Annotated in this window: 11 protein-coding genes and 1 pseudogene; 3 read left to right on the top strand and 9 right to left on the bottom strand. The window is 69.3% G+C overall.

Features of this window, described 5'->3' with window-relative positions:
- Positions 1–133: 133 nt before the first annotated feature.
- On the bottom strand, positions 134–1,270 hold the full coding sequence (locus tag FHR33_RS45545) for a site-2 protease family protein (protein WP_312896074.1): 1,137 nt from the start codon (positions 1,268–1,270) through the stop codon (positions 134–136).
- An 82-nt stretch (positions 1,271–1,352) separates the two neighbouring features.
- On the opposite strand from FHR33_RS45545, the gene FHR33_RS45550 reads away from it, so the two are divergent.
- Genes FHR33_RS45550 through FHR33_RS45560 form a run of 3 tightly spaced genes read left to right on the top strand, consistent with a single transcriptional unit; the run spans position 1,353 to position 4,083 of the window.
- A complete protein-coding gene (locus tag FHR33_RS45550; RefSeq protein ID WP_183661713.1) occupies positions 1,353–2,213 on the top strand; it encodes a RecB family exonuclease in 861 nt (286 codons plus the stop codon).
- A 53-nt stretch (positions 2,214–2,266) separates the two neighbouring features.
- Positions 2,267–3,400: a sensor histidine kinase gene (locus tag FHR33_RS45555; RefSeq protein WP_183661715.1), complete on the top strand. Its 1,134-nt coding sequence runs from the start codon at positions 2,267–2,269 to the stop codon at positions 3,398–3,400.
- A complete protein-coding gene (locus FHR33_RS45560) occupies positions 3,400–4,083 on the top strand; it encodes a response regulator (RefSeq protein ID WP_183661717.1) in 684 nt (227 codons plus the stop codon). Before FHR33_RS45555 ends, FHR33_RS45560 begins: the two co-directional genes overlap by 1 nt.
- A gap of 332 nt (positions 4,084–4,415) precedes the next feature.
- On the opposite strand, the pseudogene FHR33_RS45565 reads toward FHR33_RS45560, so the two are convergent.
- The 8 genes and pseudogenes from FHR33_RS45565 to metH all read right to left on the bottom strand — a co-directional run bounded on the left by FHR33_RS45565 (position 4,416) and on the right by metH (position 15,533).
- Positions 4,416–5,433: pseudogene (locus FHR33_RS45565) on the bottom strand (ABC transporter ATP-binding protein).
- Positions 5,430–6,458, bottom strand: a complete 1,029-nt coding sequence (locus FHR33_RS45570; RefSeq protein ID WP_183661719.1) for an ABC transporter ATP-binding protein — start codon at positions 6,456–6,458, stop codon at positions 5,430–5,432. Before FHR33_RS45570 ends, FHR33_RS45565 begins: the two are co-directional and overlap by 4 nt.
- On the bottom strand, positions 6,455–7,468 hold the full coding sequence (locus FHR33_RS45575) for an ABC transporter permease (RefSeq protein WP_183661721.1): 1,014 nt from the start codon (positions 7,466–7,468) through the stop codon (positions 6,455–6,457). Before FHR33_RS45575 ends, FHR33_RS45570 begins: the two co-directional genes overlap by 4 nt.
- Before the next feature lie 79 nt (positions 7,469–7,547).
- The gene (locus FHR33_RS45580; RefSeq protein ID WP_221242565.1) at positions 7,548–9,329 is read right to left on the bottom strand and encodes an ABC transporter substrate-binding protein; all 1,782 of its coding nucleotides are present in this window, start codon (positions 9,327–9,329) and stop codon (positions 7,548–7,550) included.
- Between the two features lie 49 nt (positions 9,330–9,378).
- The gene (locus tag FHR33_RS45585; RefSeq protein WP_183661723.1) at positions 9,379–10,377 is read right to left on the bottom strand and encodes an ABC transporter permease; all 999 of its coding nucleotides are present in this window, start codon (positions 10,375–10,377) and stop codon (positions 9,379–9,381) included.
- A 316-nt stretch (positions 10,378–10,693) separates the two neighbouring features.
- On the bottom strand, positions 10,694–11,182 hold the full coding sequence (locus tag FHR33_RS45590) for a cellulose synthase (RefSeq protein ID WP_183661725.1): 489 nt from the start codon (positions 11,180–11,182) through the stop codon (positions 10,694–10,696).
- A gap of 143 nt (positions 11,183–11,325) precedes the next feature.
- Positions 11,326–11,979, bottom strand: coding sequence for an HAD family hydrolase (locus tag FHR33_RS45595; RefSeq protein ID WP_183661727.1), 654 nt, complete (start codon positions 11,977–11,979; stop codon positions 11,326–11,328).
- Between the two features lie 95 nt (positions 11,980–12,074).
- Positions 12,075–15,533, bottom strand: coding sequence for a methionine synthase (gene metH / locus FHR33_RS45600; RefSeq protein WP_183661728.1), 3,459 nt, complete (start codon positions 15,531–15,533; stop codon positions 12,075–12,077).
- Positions 15,534–15,547: the final 14 nt, after the last annotated feature.

Raw genomic sequence — 15,547 nt, forward strand, 5'->3', positions numbered from 1 at the left:
ACGCCGGTCAACCGCCAGCCATACGCATACCCAGACCTGGAGGAACAGTATCGGCCTGAGCCGCTCGCCTCGAAACCTTGGTACCTGATCAGTGGTCAGAACATTAGCCCGAGGAGGCCGTTTAGACGAGTCGTCAGACGCCGCTGAAGACCCTGTTGACGTCGGCGGTGGCCAGCACGCCGTAGACCTCGCCGCCCTTTTCGACCAGCAGGTACTCGCCCGACGGCGCGTCGCGCATGGCGTCGATCAGCGACTCGCCCACCAGGTCGGCGGGCAGCACCATGGAGGGCTCGAGCGCGCGCGACAGCGAGCCGGCGTTGACCCACGGCCTGCGGTGCTCGGGGGTGGCCTGGACGGCGGCCTCGTTGACGATGGCGAGCGGGCGTCCGTCGTGGTCGACGACCACCATGGCGCCCGCGTGGGCCTCGGCCGCCTTGCGCAGCGCCTCCGACAGCGGGGTCTCGGCGGTGACGGGGATGGCGCGGCGGGCCAGGGCGCGGGCGTTGGCCTGCGGGAGCCTGGCGCGCACGCGGGCCACGCGCAGCGACTGGGTGGCGCCGAACCAGATGAAGGCGCCGAGGACCGCTCCCCACAGCAGGCTCAGCTCCTGCTGGGGCTGGCCGCCGAACCAGTAGAGCAGCAGGGGGCCGACGATGAGCACGGCGCCGAGCACCCTGCCTGCCCAGGCCGCGGCGATGGTGCCGGTGCCGGGGCTGCGGGTCGCCTTCCACACGCCCGCCCTCAGCATGCGGCCGCCGTCGAGCGGAAGGCCCGGCAGCAGGTTGAAGAGACCGACGATGAGGTTGGCCACCCACAGCCACCAGACCATCATCTCGGGGATGCCGCCGCCGTCGACCAGGAAGAGGTCGGCCACCAGGCCGATGCCGGCCAGAAGGAGCGAGACCAGCGGGCCCACCGCGGCCACCATGAACTCGCGGCCGGGCGTCTGCGGCTCCTTCTCGATCTCCGAGACGCCGCCGAGGAGGTAGAGGGTGATGCGCCGCACCGGCAGGCCGTACATCTTGGCCAGGACGCTGTGGGCCAGCTCGTGCAGCAGCACGGACACGTAGAGCAGCACGGCGTAGGCGAAGGCGACGCCGTAGACGGCAGGCTCCGACAGCTCGGGCAGCTGACCGCGAACCTGGTCGCTGAACATGAAGGTGATGATGGCCGCCACGATGAACCAGGTCCACGACACGTAGACAGGGATCCCGAAGGGCCTGCCCATCCGGATACCGGAGAACTCCTGACGCGGACTCTCGGTGCTCACCCATCACTCCTTCGTCCAGGGGACTGCCTTGATGCTACTCGGCGTGCCCATTCTGTCGGCGCCTTGACCTACAGTGCGGTGCATGACGTTGACCGAACCCGTGATCATCGGGGCCCTCTCCCCTTCGCGGGCGGGTGACTTCATGACGTGCCCGCTGCTCTACCGCTTCCGCGTGATCGACAGGATTCCCGAGAAGCCGTCGGCGGCGGCGGTGCGCGGCACGGTGGTCCACGCGGTGCTGGAGCGGCTCTACGACCTGCCCGCGCCCCGGCGTTCGGTCGAGGCGGCGCTCGAGCTGCTCGAGCCGCAGTGGGACAGGCTGCTCGGCGAGGAGCCCGCCTACGCGCAGATGTTCGCCGACGAGGCCGAGCAGCGCGAATGGCTGGGGCAGGCCCGTTCGATGCTCGAACGTTACTTCACGCTGGAGGATCCGACCCGGCTGGAGCCCGCAGAGCGCGAGCTCTATGTGGAGGCGGTCCTCGACAGCGGCCTGATGCTGCGCGGCTACATCGACAGGCTCGACGTGGCGCCCAGCGGCGAGGTCAGGGTGGTCGACTACAAGACCGGCAGCGCGCCCGGGCCCGACTTCGAGGCCAAGGCGCTGTTCCAGATGAAGTTCTACGCCCTGGTGCTGTGGCGGCTGCGCGGGGCGATCCCCAGGCTGCTGCAGCTGGTCTACCTGGGCGGCGGCGGCGAGGTGCTGCGCTACGCGCCCGACGAGGCCGACCTTCGGGCCACCGAGCGCAAGGTGCAGGCGCTGTGGGCGGCGATCGAGCGGGCGCTGGAGACGGGCGAGTGGCGGGCCAGGCCGTCCAGGCTGTGCGACTGGTGCGATCACCAGGCGCTGTGCCCCGAGTACGGCGGCACTCCCCCGCCGGTGCCCGCCAGGCAGCCGGGCGACACGGTCAGAAGCAGCAGGCGGACGGCCACGGACGAGCTCTGAAGTCCTCCCAAAGGAGGAGGATTCCCGCTCTCACCTGGTCATACATTGAAGCGGTGCGCACCGACCGAGCCTTGCTCCGCGACTCGCTCTTCGCCGCGGCCCTGGCCGCTGCCTCGGTGGCGCTGTCGGCCGCCGGCGGTCACGGCGGCCCGGGTGAGGCCGCGCTGCTCGTGCTGGCGTGCGCGCCGGTGGCCGCGCGCAGGCGCCGGCCGCTGGCGGCGCTCTGTCTCGCGCAGCTGCCCATCGTGCTGCTCGGCGCGCTCGACAGCGATCCAGGCCTGGCCGGCCTCGCTGGGCTGATCCTGCTCTACACGGTGGCCGCGCACAGGGGGCTGGCGATCGCGCTGGCGGGGCTGTCGGTGGCGACCATCGGGTACTTCACCTCCGCCTCGCTGTCGGCCTCGTCGATGATGTGGACCTCCCACGCGCTGACGACGCTGGTGGGCGTGGCGGTGTGGGGAACCGGCAGGAGCGTACGGCTGCGCCGGGCCTACCTCGAGGAGCTGAAGGACCGCGCCGCGAGGCTGGAGCGGGCGAGGGACGCCGACACGCGCGCGGCCAGGGCCGAGGAGCGCTCCCGCATCGCCAGGGAGCTGCACGACGTGGTGGCTCATCACGTGAGCGTGATGACCGTGCAGGCCGCGGCGGCCAGGAAGGTGCTCACGGCAAATCCCGACCTGGCCGGCGAGGCGCTGACGGCGATCGAGGAGACCGGCAGGATGGCGATGAACGAGATGCGCAACATCGTCGGCGTGCTGCGCACCGACTCCCCCTCGGGTCCTCCCGAGCGCGGCCCGCAGCCCGGCCTGCGCGACCTGCCCGCGCTGGTCGATCAGATGCGCGAGGCGGGCCTGCCGATCGAGCTGGAGGTCGAGGGCGCGAGCGCGGTGCCGGCGGGCCTCGACCTGGCCGCCTACCGCCTGGTCCAGGAGGGGTTGACCAACAGCCTGCGCCACGCGGGCCCCGGCGCCCGCGCCAGGGTCTCGGTACGGCAGGCGCCCCGCGAGCTCACCCTTCTCGTGGAGGACGACGGCAAGGGGTCGAGCGCCGAGCAGGCCGACAGGACGGGGCACGGATTGGTCGGGATTCGCGAGAGAGTGGCCCTCTATGGTGGAATCCTGAGGGTCGGTCCGCGCAGTGGGGGCGGTTTCGAGGTGCGGGCGACTTTCCCGCTGAAGGACGGATGATGACGATCAGGGTGCTGCTGGTGGACGACCAGCCACTGCTGCGCACGGGGTTCCGCCTGATCCTCGAGGCCGAGCCCGACATCGCGGTGGTGGGCCAGGCGGGTGACGGGAAGGGCGCGCTCGAACAGGCGCGGGCGCTGCTGCCGGACGTGATCCTGATGGACATCAGAATGCCGGGCGTCGACGGGATCGAGGCGACGCGCAGGATCGTGCGCGAGGCCGCGGCGGGCGCGCACGTGCCGAAGGTGCTGGTGCTGACCACGTTCGACCTCGACGAGTACATCGTCGAGGCGCTGCGCTCGGGGGCCTCGGGCTTCCTGCTGAAGGACGTGCCGCCTGACGAGCTGGTGCAGGCGATCAGGGTGGTGGCGGCGGGCGACGCGATCGTGGCGCCCAGCGTCACCAGGCGGCTGCTCGACAGGTTCGCGGCCAAGCTGCCATCGGCCTACCAGCAGACGACCCCTGCGCGGCTCGACAGGCTGACCGAGCGCGAGCTCGAGGTGCTCAAGCTGATCGCCAAGGGGATGTCCAACGCGGAGATCGCGGCCAAGCTGGTGGTGAGCGAGACGACGGTCAAGACGCACGTCGGCAACGTGCTGACCAAGCTGGGCCTGCGCGACCGCGTCCAGGCGGTCGTCCTGGCCTACGAGAGCGGGCTCAGCACCCCCGGCGCCCTCTCCTGAGCCGTCCCGGCGAGCACGCAGATCGACGCACTAGGGGCGGGCGCGCACGATCCTCGCCGGCTCTTGCGAGGGCACACGATCTTCGCCGGCCTTCCCGGCGAGCACGCACGATCGACGCCGGCACTACCGGCGGGCGCGCACGATCCTCGCCGGCTCTTCGGCGGGCACCACGATCGACGCCGGCTCATCCTGCGAGGGCGCACGATCTCACCCATGAGGTCTTCACTCACGAGATCTTTACCCACGAGGTGGGGGCCGCTCCGTGGCCGGGGTGGGCTCGAGCCGGCTGTGCGGTACGGATCGAGGCCACCCCGGCCACGGGGCGCCGACGGTCAGGCGGTGATGGTCTCGGGCGCGGGGGTGACGGTGGGCGCGTTCTCGGGGAAGTGACAGGCGACGCGGTGCCCGCTGGCCAGCTGCTCGAGGGGCGGTTCGACCGTCTTGCAGATCTCCTGCGCCTTCCAGCACCTGGTGTGGAAGCGGCAGGCCGGCGGCGGGTTGATCGGGCTCGGGACGTCGCCGTGCAGCCGGATGCGCTCGCGTTCGGCGCGGGCCCTTCGGGTCGGGCACCGGCACCGCCGACAGCAGCGCGTTGGTGTAGGGGTGCATCGGCGAGGTGTAGAGCGACTTGCGGTCGGCGATCTCGACGATCTTGCCGAGGTACATGACCGCGACCCTGTCGCTGATGTGCCGCACCACCGACAGGTCGTGCGCGATCACCACATAGGTGAGGTCGAGCTCGTTCTGCAGGTCCTCCAGCAGGTTGACCACCTGCGCCTGGATGGAGACGTCGAGCGCCGAGACGGGCTCGTCGGCGATGATGAGCTTCGGCTTCAGCGCCAGGGTGCGGGCGATGCCGATGCGCTGGCGCTGCCCGCCGGAGAACTCGTGCGGGTAGCGGTTGTAGTGCTCGGGGTTGAGCCCGACCAGCTCCAGGATGTCCTGGACCGCCTTCTTGGTGCCCTGCTCGGTCTTGATCCCCTGGATGCGGAACGGCGCGCCGACGATGGCGCCGACCGTGTGACGGGGGTTGAGCGAGGAGTAGGGGTCCTGGAAGATCATCTGCATGTCGCGGCGGAGCGGGCGCAGCCGTCCCTGCGGCATGTGGGTGATGTCCTGACCCTCGAAGACGATCTTGCCGCCGGTGGGCTCGAGGAGCCTGGTCACCAGCCGTCCGGTGGTGGACTTGCCGCAGCCGGACTCGCCGACCAGGCCGAGGGTCTCGCCCTTGAGCACCTCGAAGTCGATCCCGTCGACCGCCTTGACCGCGCCGACCTGCCGCCTCAGCAGCCCCTTGTGGATGGGGAAGTGCATGCGCAGGTCCTGCACGGACAGCAGCGTCTCGCTCATGTGGTCTCCAGCATCGGCTTGATCTCGCTCTCCCACAGCCGCCTGCGCTCCTCAGGGGCCATGTGGCACCTGACGAGGTGGCCTGGGCTCGTCTTGAGCAGCTCGGGAACCTCGGTTTCGGCCCGTCCCTCGGTGCGCTCGGCGTAGGGGCAGCGGGGGTGGAAGGCGCAGCCCGGCGGGACGTTGATGAGGGAGGGGGGTGATCCCTTGATGGGCAGCAGCCGCTCGGTGCGCTCCCTGTCAAGACGCGGCATCGAGCCGAGCAGGCCCCAGGTGTAGGGGTGTTCGGGGTCGTAGAACACCGTCTCCGCGGCGCCGTACTCGACGCACTTGCCGCCGTACATCACCAGGATGTCGTCCGACAGCTCGGCCACCACGCCGAGGTCGTGGGTGATGACGATCAGCGCGGAGTTGAACTCGCGCTGCAGGTCGCGCATCAGGTCGAGGATCTGCGCCTGGACCGTGACGTCGAGCGCGGTGGTGGGCTCGTCGGCGATGAGCAGTTCGGGGTCGCACGACAGGGCCATGGCGATCATGGCGCGCTGGCGCATGCCGCCGGAGAACTGGTGCGGGTAGTCGTCGACACGGCTGGTGGGCTCGGGGATGCCGACCCTGCCCAGCATGTCGATCGCGTGCTTGCGCGCCACCTTCTTGGTGACGTCGTGGTGGATGCGGTAGGCCTCGATGATCTGGTCGCCGACCGTGTAGTAGGGGTGCATGGCCGACAGCGGATCCTGGAAGATCATCGCCATCTTCTTGCCGCGCAGGCGCCGCACGTGGTCGGCCGAGGCGCCGATGAGCTCCTCGCCGTCGAGCCAGATCTCGCCTGACATCCGTGCCCTGCCGCCCTTGTGCAGGCCGAGGATGCCGAGGCTGGTGACGCTCTTGCCGGAGCCCGACTCGCCGACGATGCCGAGTGTCTTGCCGCGTTCGAGCGAGAACGTCAGGCCGTCGACGGACCTGACCAGTCCGTCGTCGGTCGGGAAGTGGATGCGCAGGTCCTTGACGTCGAGGAAAGCGGTCATGCGAGCCTCACTCTCGGGTCGACCACAGCGTAGAGGAGGTCCACGACCAGGTTGGCCACCACCACGAACAGCGCGGCGAGCAGCGTGACGCCCATGACGGCGGGCAGGTCGTTGTTCTTGATGGCGTCGACCGCGTACTTGCCGAGGCCGTTCAGTGAGAACGTCGACTCGGTGAGGACGGCGCCGCCCATCAGCAGGCCGAAGTCGAGGCCGAAGACGGTGACGATGGGGGTCAGGGCGGCGCGCAGCCCGTGCTTGACCACGACGCCGCGCTCGACCAGTCCCTTGGCCCGGGCGGTGCGGATGTAGTCCTCGCCCATCGTCTCCAGCATGCCTGCTCGGGTGAGCCTGGCGTAGGTGGCGGCGAACAGCAGGGCCAGGGTGATCCATGGCAGGAGCAGGTTGTAGGCCCACTGCAGCGGATCGATGGTGACGTCCACCCACGCGCCGCCGGGGGCGGTCCAGCCGAGGCCGTAGCTGAAGATGGACAGGGAGATCATGCCGGTGAAGAAGATCGGCAGCGACACTCCGGCCAGGGCGATGCCCATGGCGGACCTGTCGAAGAAGCTGCCGCGCCGCAGCGCCGACAGCACGCCGGTCGCCACGCCGCCGACCAGCCACAGCACGGCCGCGCCGATGCCGAGCGACAGCGTCACGCGCGAGCGGTCCATCAGGTTGGGCCACACGGGCTGCTGGGTGATGAAGGAGTAGCCGAAGCAGGGCGCCGGGCAGTGATCCACGCCCGCGCCGGTATCGTACTCCGTTCCCGCCACGATTCCCTTCAGGAAGCGCCCGTACTGCACCGCCACGGGATCGTAGAACCCGAGCCGCTCGGCTACCAGCCTGATGGTGTCCATGCTGGCACCGCGGCCGACGTATCGGGCGGCGAACGCCTCAGGGGTGGCGCCGGCCAGACGCGGCACCAAGAAGAAGATCGCGAAGGTGACGATGCTCACGATGAGCAGCATCGCCAAAGCGCCGATCACGCGCCTGATGATGTATGTGACCACAGTGCCCGGCTCCGGTCCCCGGCCGGACTCGCCGACCGGGGACCTCTGCCTTCACCCGCCTATCTAGGTGTGGATCGACTTACTGCTGGACGCCCACGCCGACGTAGTCGTACATCTGCTGGGAGTCGCTGATGAACAGGTTGGTCAGGCCCTTGCCGCGCATGTACAGCGCCTTGCTGGCCACGCTGGGCATGACGACGGCCTGGTCGATGACCATGTGGTCGATCTGCGACCACATGTCGGCGCGCTTGGCGGCGTCGGGCTCCGCCTTGATCTGGTCGATCATCTTGTCGACCTCGGGAATCTTCACGCTGAGGTTGTAGTTACCGGCGTCACGGATGTCCCGGCTGTCGGTGATGGCCTGCATGAAGCCGTAGGTGTCGGGGTAGTCCGAGCCCCAGCCGTTGATCGCCAGGCCGATCTTGTTCTCCTTGACGTAGGAGGGCTTGCCGGCGTACAGGGCGAAGTAGTCGTCCTGCGGGTACGGCTTGAGCGTCAGCTTGATGCCGACGCGGGCCAGCGACTGCTGCAGCGACTCGGCAGCGGCCTTCTCCTTGGTCCGCTCGGTGCGGTAGGCGATGTTGGTCTCGAAGCCGTTGGGCTGGCCGCACTTGGCGAGGGCCGCCTTGGCCTTCTCCACGTCGCCCTTGTCGCCCTCGGACTTGTACAGGTCGATCGGCTTGTAACCGGCCATCGACGGGGGGATCAGCGAGGTGGTGATGACGCCGCCGGTCTCGCCGCCGTAGGCGCGGTAGAGGCTGTTGCGGTCGGCGGCGAAGGCGATGGCCCTGCGGCACTCCACGTTGTCCAACGGGGCGACGTCGGGGATGATCGAGGTGTACCAGGTGCGCTGCTGGACCGGGTTGTCGGTGCGGGCCTTCAGCGCCGGGTCCGGCAGGACCTTCGGCAGGGCGGCGTTGCCGATGCCGAGGCCGTCGACGGCGATGTGGACGTCACCGGAGATCAGCCGGTTGTCGACGTCGTCGGCGTTGACGCCGGTCTGCACCTCGATGCGGTCGGGCAGGGCGGGGCGGTTGGGGTCGGTGGCCGGGTCCCACTGGTCGTTGCGGACCAGGGTGAAGCCCTTGCCGATCTCGTTCTTCTCGAACTTGTAGGGGCCCGTCGAGATGACGTGCTCCTGGTACTTGGTGCCGGTGTCCTTGTCCTTGGGGACAGGCATCGTCATCGGCATCTGCATGATGTAGTCGAACAGACCGAACGGTTCCTTCAGGTGGAAGATGATCGTCTGGTCGTCCGGGGTCTCGACGGCGGAGGAGAAGTCGGCGTCCTTCGACTTGTAGGCGCCCTTGTAACCCTTCGGCCAGTCGAGCAGCGCGTTGAGGTAGGTCGGCCCGTTCGGGTGGATCTCCTTGTCGAACTGGCGCGCCACCGCGTAGGCGACGTCCTTGGAGGTCACCTCGGTGCCGTCCTCGAACTTCACGCCCTTGCGCAGCTTGTAGGTCCACGTCTTGGCGTCGTCGCTGGCCTTGCCGACGCTCTCGGCGAGGTCGGGGACCAGGGTGTTGCCGTCGGTGCCGGGGGCGGCCTTGAACATCAGCAGCGCGCGCCCGTACAGGCGGGCGAAGTTGAGCGAGTAGCCGTAGTAGGTGTTGCCGGGGTCGAGGCTGTCCCAGTCGGCCGTGTTGGCCATCTTGAGAGTGCCGCCCTTCTTGTCAGAAGGGTTGTAGATCTTGCCGACCGCGGCGTCGGCGACTTCCGTGCCGCCCGCCGTCGCGCCCGTGGCCGCCGGAGCGCTCTGGCCCTGACCGGGGGTCTGGGTCGGCGAGCCCGCGCAGGCCGCCAGCGCCATGGCCAGGGTCAGCCCGGCCGCGGCTGTCGTAAGAGCGGATTTTCTTCTCAAGGTGTCGCACCCCTTCGGGTTGGAAGCAGGGTTAAGGAAGTCCGAGAGGTCAGCGGTTGCCACGCGGGTCGAGTGCGTCTCGCAGGCCGTCGCCGAACAGGTTGAAGGCAAGCACGGTGATGAAGATCGCCAGGCCCGGGAAGATCATGAAGTGCGGGATCGTGTAGAACCTGGCCGCGTCCGACAGCATGCCGCCCCACGTGGGGGTCGGCGGGCGCACGCCCACGCCGAGGAACGACAGCGCCGCCTCGAACAGGATGTTCGAGGGGATCAGCAGGGTGGCGTAGATCAGGATCGGCGCGATCAGGTTGGGCAGGAGCTCGCGGAAGATGATGTACGGCCCGCGGGCCCCCAGGCTCTTGGCCGCGTCGACGAACTCGCGCTCACGCAGTGACAGTGTCTGGCCCCGGATGATGCGGCCCAGGTAGGGCCAGTTGAAGAATCCGATGATGAAGATCAGCAGTGTCACGCGGAGCGTGTCGCCCGACAGCCCGAACGCCTGGTCGGGGACGACTCCGGCGAGCGCGAGGGCGAAGACCAGGAGCGGGAAGGCGAGGAAGACGTCCATCGCCCTGCCGATCAGGGTGTCGACCCAGCCGCCGAAGTAGCCGGCGATGACGCCGAGGGTCGTGCCGATGACCACCGACAGCAGAGTGGCGAGGAAGGCGATCAGCAGCGAGATGCGCGCCCCGTAGACCACCCGGCTGAAGATGTCGCGGCCGTTGACCGGCTCGACGCCGAACAGGAACTCCGAGGTGATGCCGCCCCACGGACCGATGGGGGCCTGGGTGCCGATGTCGGTCAGTTCCTCGTGGTACTCCAGCGGATCGTGTCCGAACCAGCTCACCAGCAGCGGCGCGAAGATCGCCACCAGCATGAGAAAGATGATCACGATGGCGCCTGCCATGGCGACGCGGTCTCTCCTGAGCCGCCGCCACGCGATCTGGCCCAGCGAGCGGCCCTCGATCGCCTTGGCGTCGCTCCCGGCCACCACCGCTTCGGGAGCGGCCTGGCTGGCCGACTCCGGCACGTCGAGCGGTGCGGTCATGCGCCCTCCTCTGTCCTGACCTTCCAGGAGGCGGGCACGACCATAGTTGTGCGCATCTTGTTCCTGCCCCCTGGGTTAGACGGCGTCGTCCAATCAGGCACCGGCCCGGTCTGGACTCACGCCCGTACTTGCCGGGACCGTCCGTCACGGTCCCAGGAGGCAGGATCTATGGCCTGAGCTGCGCTGACTAGTCCCCACGCGCGCTATGTGGCTCAACTGTGATTGTCGCGAAACGCATTCGTATCGATCTTGGTCCGAATGTCTACAGCCCGTTCCGGTTGGGTCTCGGAACTGTGACATTGCACAGCGTATCTCGCTAGCTGATGCCGCGCCGCTTGAGGATGTCCTCGATGTCGGAGAAATCATCGTCGTTCGTCTTGGGCTTCTGCTGAGCGATGGCAGGTTTTGCGGCGGGCGCCGTCCGCCCCGGCTTCTTCTCGGCCGCGGGACGGGCGGGGGCGGCCGAGGCCTCCTGCGCGGCGGGCGCGGCCGCCGACAGCCTCCTGGCCCTGATGACGCCCGAGACCATGAACAGCACCACCGACACTCCAGCCAGCGCCACGCCGGCCCAGGTGAGCGGGTTGAAGACCAGGCTGGTCACGAAGGACACGGCGGTGGAGCCGATCGTCCACAGCGCGTTGAGCGCGCCGGTGAGGTAGGCGGCCATCGGCAGCAGTGACCAGGCCACCAGCCGCATGGCCGCCACCGCTCCCCTGCGGCGCAGCAACAGGAAGCTGAACACCAGGCCCACGCCCGTCGCGCCTGCGCACAACGGCAACCACGCGATGCTATTGAATCCGCTCATTACGGCCGCCCCTCGTCTCGCTGACCTCTCCATCCTGGCACGCGAAAGGCCCGCCGCCGCTCCTCCCTGAGGAGGGATCTCCCCCTAGGGGATGGTTTCTCCGGTGGAGGCGTGGCGCGCGGGCCGGGCGGTGACGCTACGGCTCACGCCGAGGCGGGAGGCACCAGGGCGCGCAGCCGGGCCACGTCGACCTCGGTGAGCGAGGACACCACCAGGCGGCCGGCGGCCGGCTCGATGGGCAGCAGGCTCGGCACGGCGACCACGGCGCACCCCGCGGCGGTGCCGGCGGCCACGCCGTTGGGAGAGTCCTCCAGCACCACGCAGCGCACGGGCTCGACGCCCAGGAGGGCGGCGGCGGTCAGGTAGGGCTCGGGGTCGGGCTTGGTGCGGCTCACGTCGTCGGCCGTGACGATCACGTCGAAGTGCTCGCGGCCGACCGCCGCCAGCACCGACTCGGCGATCTCCTTGAGCGAGGAGGTCACCAGGGCGATCGGGACGCCCTCCGCGCGCAGGTCGCCGAGCAGCTCGAGCGCGCCCGGCATGGTCTGGACCCCGCCGGCCAGCTCGGCCACCATGCCGTCGATCATCCAGCCGCGCAGGACCTCCGGCGCGACCGAGGAGCCCGACACGGCCAGCATGTAGTCGACGGTGCGTTCCATGGAACCGCCGACGAGGTGGGTCTGGTGCTCGGGGGTCCAGACGCCCCCGAGCACCTTCATCACCTCGGTCTCGATCTTCAGCCACACCTTCTCGGTGTCGACCAGCAAGCCGTCCATGTCGAAGAAGGCCGCGTCCACTTTCCCCCCGGAGCTATCGGATTTCGGACTACTACCGTAGGACGTGGGGGGCTGATCATGGCCATCGACCCGGCGGGACGGCGCGCCGGGGCCGGTCAGACGTTGAAGTACTTCGCCTCCGGGTGGTGGGCCACCAGCGCGGAGGTGGCCTGCTCGGGGTGGAGCTGGAACTCCTCCGACAGCGTGACGTCGATGCGCTCGGGGTCGAGCAGCTGGAACAGCTGCACCTGGTCCTCGAGGTTGGGGCAGGCGGGGTAGCCGAAGGAGTAGCGGCAGCCCTGGATGTTGACCTTGAGCATGTCGTCGAGGGACTCCTGGCCGCCGATGCGCCACTCCGAACGGACCCTGGCGTGCCAGTACTCTGCCAGGGCCTCGGTCAGCTGCACCGACAGGCCGTGCAGCTCCAGGTAGTCGCGGTAGGCGTCCTTGGCGAACAGCTCCGCCGTGGCCTCGGAGATCTTGCCGCCCATGGTGGCGATCTGGAAGCCGACGACGTCGACCTCGCCGGAGTCTTTGGGGCGGAAGAAGTCCGACAGGCACAGGTGCCTGTCGCGGCGCTGGCGAGGGAAGGTGAAGCGGGTGCGCTCGTCGCCCTTGTCGTCGAGGATGATCAGCGAGTCGCCGTCGCTGACGCAGGGGAAGTAGCCGTAGACGACGGCCGCCTCCAGCAGTCCCTCCGTCTGCATCCGCTCGAGCCACATGCGCAGCCTGGGCCTGCCCTCGGTCTCGACGAGCTCCTCGTAGCCCGGGCCCTCGCCGCCCCTGGTGGGCTTGAGGCCCCACTGGCCGAGGAACAGCGCCCGCTCGTCGAGGAAGGAGGCGTAGTCGTTGAGCGAGATGCCCTTGACGATGCGGTCGCCGGTGAAGGGCGCGACCGGGATCGGGTTGTCGACGGCCACGTCGGAGCGGGCGGGCAGGTCCTCGACCGCCGTGCGGGTGAGGGTGGCGCCCGCCTTGACGCGGCGCTCGCGCAGGGCGGGCAGCGGGGAGCCCTCCCGCTTGTGCGCCATGAAGGCGTCCATCAGGCGCAGGCCCTCGAAGGCGTCGCGGGCGTAGCGGACCTCGCCGTCGAACAGCTCGGCGAGGTCCTGCTCGACGTAGGCGCGGGTCAGGGCGGCGCCGCCGAGCAGCACGGGGTAGCGCTGGGCGATGCCCCTGGAGTTCATCTCCTCCAGGTTCTCCTTCATGACCACCGTCGACTTCACCAGCAGGCCCGACATGCCGATGACGTCGGCGTTCTTCTGCTCGGCGGTCTCGAGGATGGCGGTGACCGGCTGCTTGATGCCGAGGTTGACGACCTCGTAGCCGTTGTTGGACAGGATGATGTCGACGAGGTTCTTGCCGATGTCGTGGACGTCGCCCTTGACGGTGGCCAGCACGATGCGGCCCTTGGTCTCGCCCTCGAGCCTGTCCATGTGCGGCTCGAGGTAGGCGACGGCCGTCTTCATGACCTCGGCCGACTGCAGCACGAACGGCAGCTGCATCTGGCCGGAGCCGAACAGCTCGCCGACCGTCTTCATGCCGTCGAGCAGCACGTCGTTGATGATCTCCAGCGCGGGGCGCTGGGCGAGGGCGTCGTCGAGGTCGGCCTCGAGGCCCTTGCGCTCGCCGTCGATGATGCGCCGCTTGAGCCGCTCCCACAGCGGCAGCGCGGCCAGCTCCTCGGCCTTGCCCGCCCGCATCTTGGCGACGTCGACGCCCTCGAACAGGTCGATGAAGCGCTGCAGCGGGTCGTAGCCCTCGCGGCGGCGGTCGTAGACCATGTCGAGCGCGACCTGGCGCTGCTCGTCGGGGATGCGCGACATCGGCAGGATCTTGGAGGCGTGCACGATCGCGGAGTCGAGCCCCGCGTTGACGCACTCGTTGAGGAAGACCGAGTTGAGCACCATGCGCGCGGCGGGGTTGATGCCGAAGGAGATGTTGGACAGGCCCAGCGTGGTCTGCACCTCGGGGTAGCGGCGCTTGAGCTCGCGGATGCCCTCGATGGTCTCCAGGCCGTCCTTGCGCGACTCCTCCATGCCGGTGGCGATGGTGAAGGTCAGGCAGTCGACGATGATGTCGGAGACCTGCATGCCCCAGTTGGCGACCAGGTCGTCGATGGTCTCGGAGGCGATGCGGACCTTCTCCGCGGCGGTGCGGGCCTGGCCGTTCTCGTCGATGCACATCACGACCACGGCCGCGCCGTGCTCGCGCACGGCGGTCATGGTCTTGTGGAAGCGCGAGTCGGGGCCCCTGCCGTCCTCGTAGTTGACCGAGTTGACGACCGCGCGGCCGCCCAGCATCTCCAGGCCCGCCTTGAGCACCTCGGACTCGGTGGAGTCGAGCATGATCGGCAGGGTGGAGGCGGTGGCCAGGCGGAAGGCCAGCTCCTTCATGTCGGCCACGCCGTCGCGGCCGACGTAGTCGACGCACAGGTCGAGCATGTGGGCGCCGTCGCGGGCCTGGTCGCGGGCGGTCTCGATGCAGTCGTCCCATCGGCCCTCGAGCATCGCCTCACGGAAGGCCTTGGAGCCGTTGGTGTTGCAGCGCTCGCCGATGGCCAGGTAGGAGGTGTCCTGCCGGAACGGGACGGTCTGGTAGAGGGAGGAGGCGCCGGGCTCGGGGTGCGCCCTGCGCGCGGCGGGCTGCTTGCCCCGCACGCGCTCGACCACCTGGCGCAGGTGCTCGGGGGTGGTGCCGCAGCAGCCGCCGACCAGGGACAGGCCGTAGTCGCGGGCGAAGCTCTCGTGCGCGTCGGCCAGCTCGCCCGGCGAGAGCGGGTAGTAGGCGCCGTCGGAGGTGAGGACGGGCAGGCCCGCGTTCGGCATGCACGACAGGCGAAGGCGCGAGTGGCGCGCCAGGTAGCGCAGGTGCTCGCTCATCTCGGTGGGCCCGGTGGCGCAGTTGAGGCCGACCAGGTCGACGCCGAGGGGCTCGATCGCGGTGAGCGCGGCGCCGATCTCGGAGCCGAGCAGCATGGCGCCGTTGGTCTCGATGGTGACCTGGGCGATGATCGGCACGTCGCGCCCCCCGGCCTCGATGGCCCGCTTGGCGCCGACGATGGCGGCCTTGACCTGGAGCAGGTCCTGGCAGGTCTCGATGATCAGCGCGTCGGCGCCGCCGGCGATCAGGCCCGCCGCGTTGTCGCGGTAGGCGTCGCGCAGCGTGGCGAAGGGCAGGTGGCCGAGCGTGGGCAGCTTGGTGCCAGGGCCCATCGAGCCGAGCACGAAGCGCGGGTGCTCGGGCGTGGACCAGTGGTCGGCGCGCTCGCGGGCCAGGCGCGCGCCCGCCTCGGAGTACTCGTAGACCTTCTCGGAGATGTCGTACTCGCCCAGCGCCGAGAGGTTGGCGCCGAAGGTGTTGGTCTCCACGCAGTCGACGCCGACCGCGAAGTACGCGTCGTGGACGCCGCTGACAATGTCGGGCCTGGTGACGTTGAGCACCTCGTTACAGCCCTCGTAGCCCTCGAAGTCGTCGAGGGTGGGGTCGTAGGACTGCAGCATCGTCCCCATCGCCCCGTCGGCGACCATCACGCGCTGGGAGAGGACTTCGCGGAAAGACGGGGAGGCGTTCATGCGGTCAAGCTTAA

It is taken from the genome of Nonomuraea dietziae (assembly GCF_014195505.1).
Taxonomy (GTDB): Bacteria; Actinomycetota; Actinomycetes; order Streptosporangiales; family Streptosporangiaceae; genus Nonomuraea; species Nonomuraea roseola.

Bases quoted from the DNA above. Each gene is read 5' to 3' on its own strand.
- FHR33_RS45570 (WP_183661719.1), bottom strand. From the start codon at position 6,458: ATGACCGCTTTCCTCGACGTCAAGGACCTGCGCATCCACTTCCCGACC.
- FHR33_RS45560 (WP_183661717.1), top strand. From the start codon at position 3,400: ATGACGATCAGGGTGCTGCTGGTGGACGACCAGCCACTGCTGCGCACG.
- metH (WP_183661728.1), bottom strand. From the start codon at position 15,533: ATGAACGCCTCCCCGTCTTTCCGCGAAGTCCTCTCCCAGCGCGTGATG.
- FHR33_RS45585 (WP_183661723.1), bottom strand. From the start codon at position 10,377: ATGACCGCACCGCTCGACGTGCCGGAGTCGGCCAGCCAGGCCGCTCCC.
- FHR33_RS45590 (WP_183661725.1), bottom strand. From the start codon at position 11,182: ATGAGCGGATTCAATAGCATCGCGTGGTTGCCGTTGTGCGCAGGCGCG.
- FHR33_RS45550 (WP_183661713.1), top strand. From the start codon at position 1,353: ATGACGTTGACCGAACCCGTGATCATCGGGGCCCTCTCCCCTTCGCGG.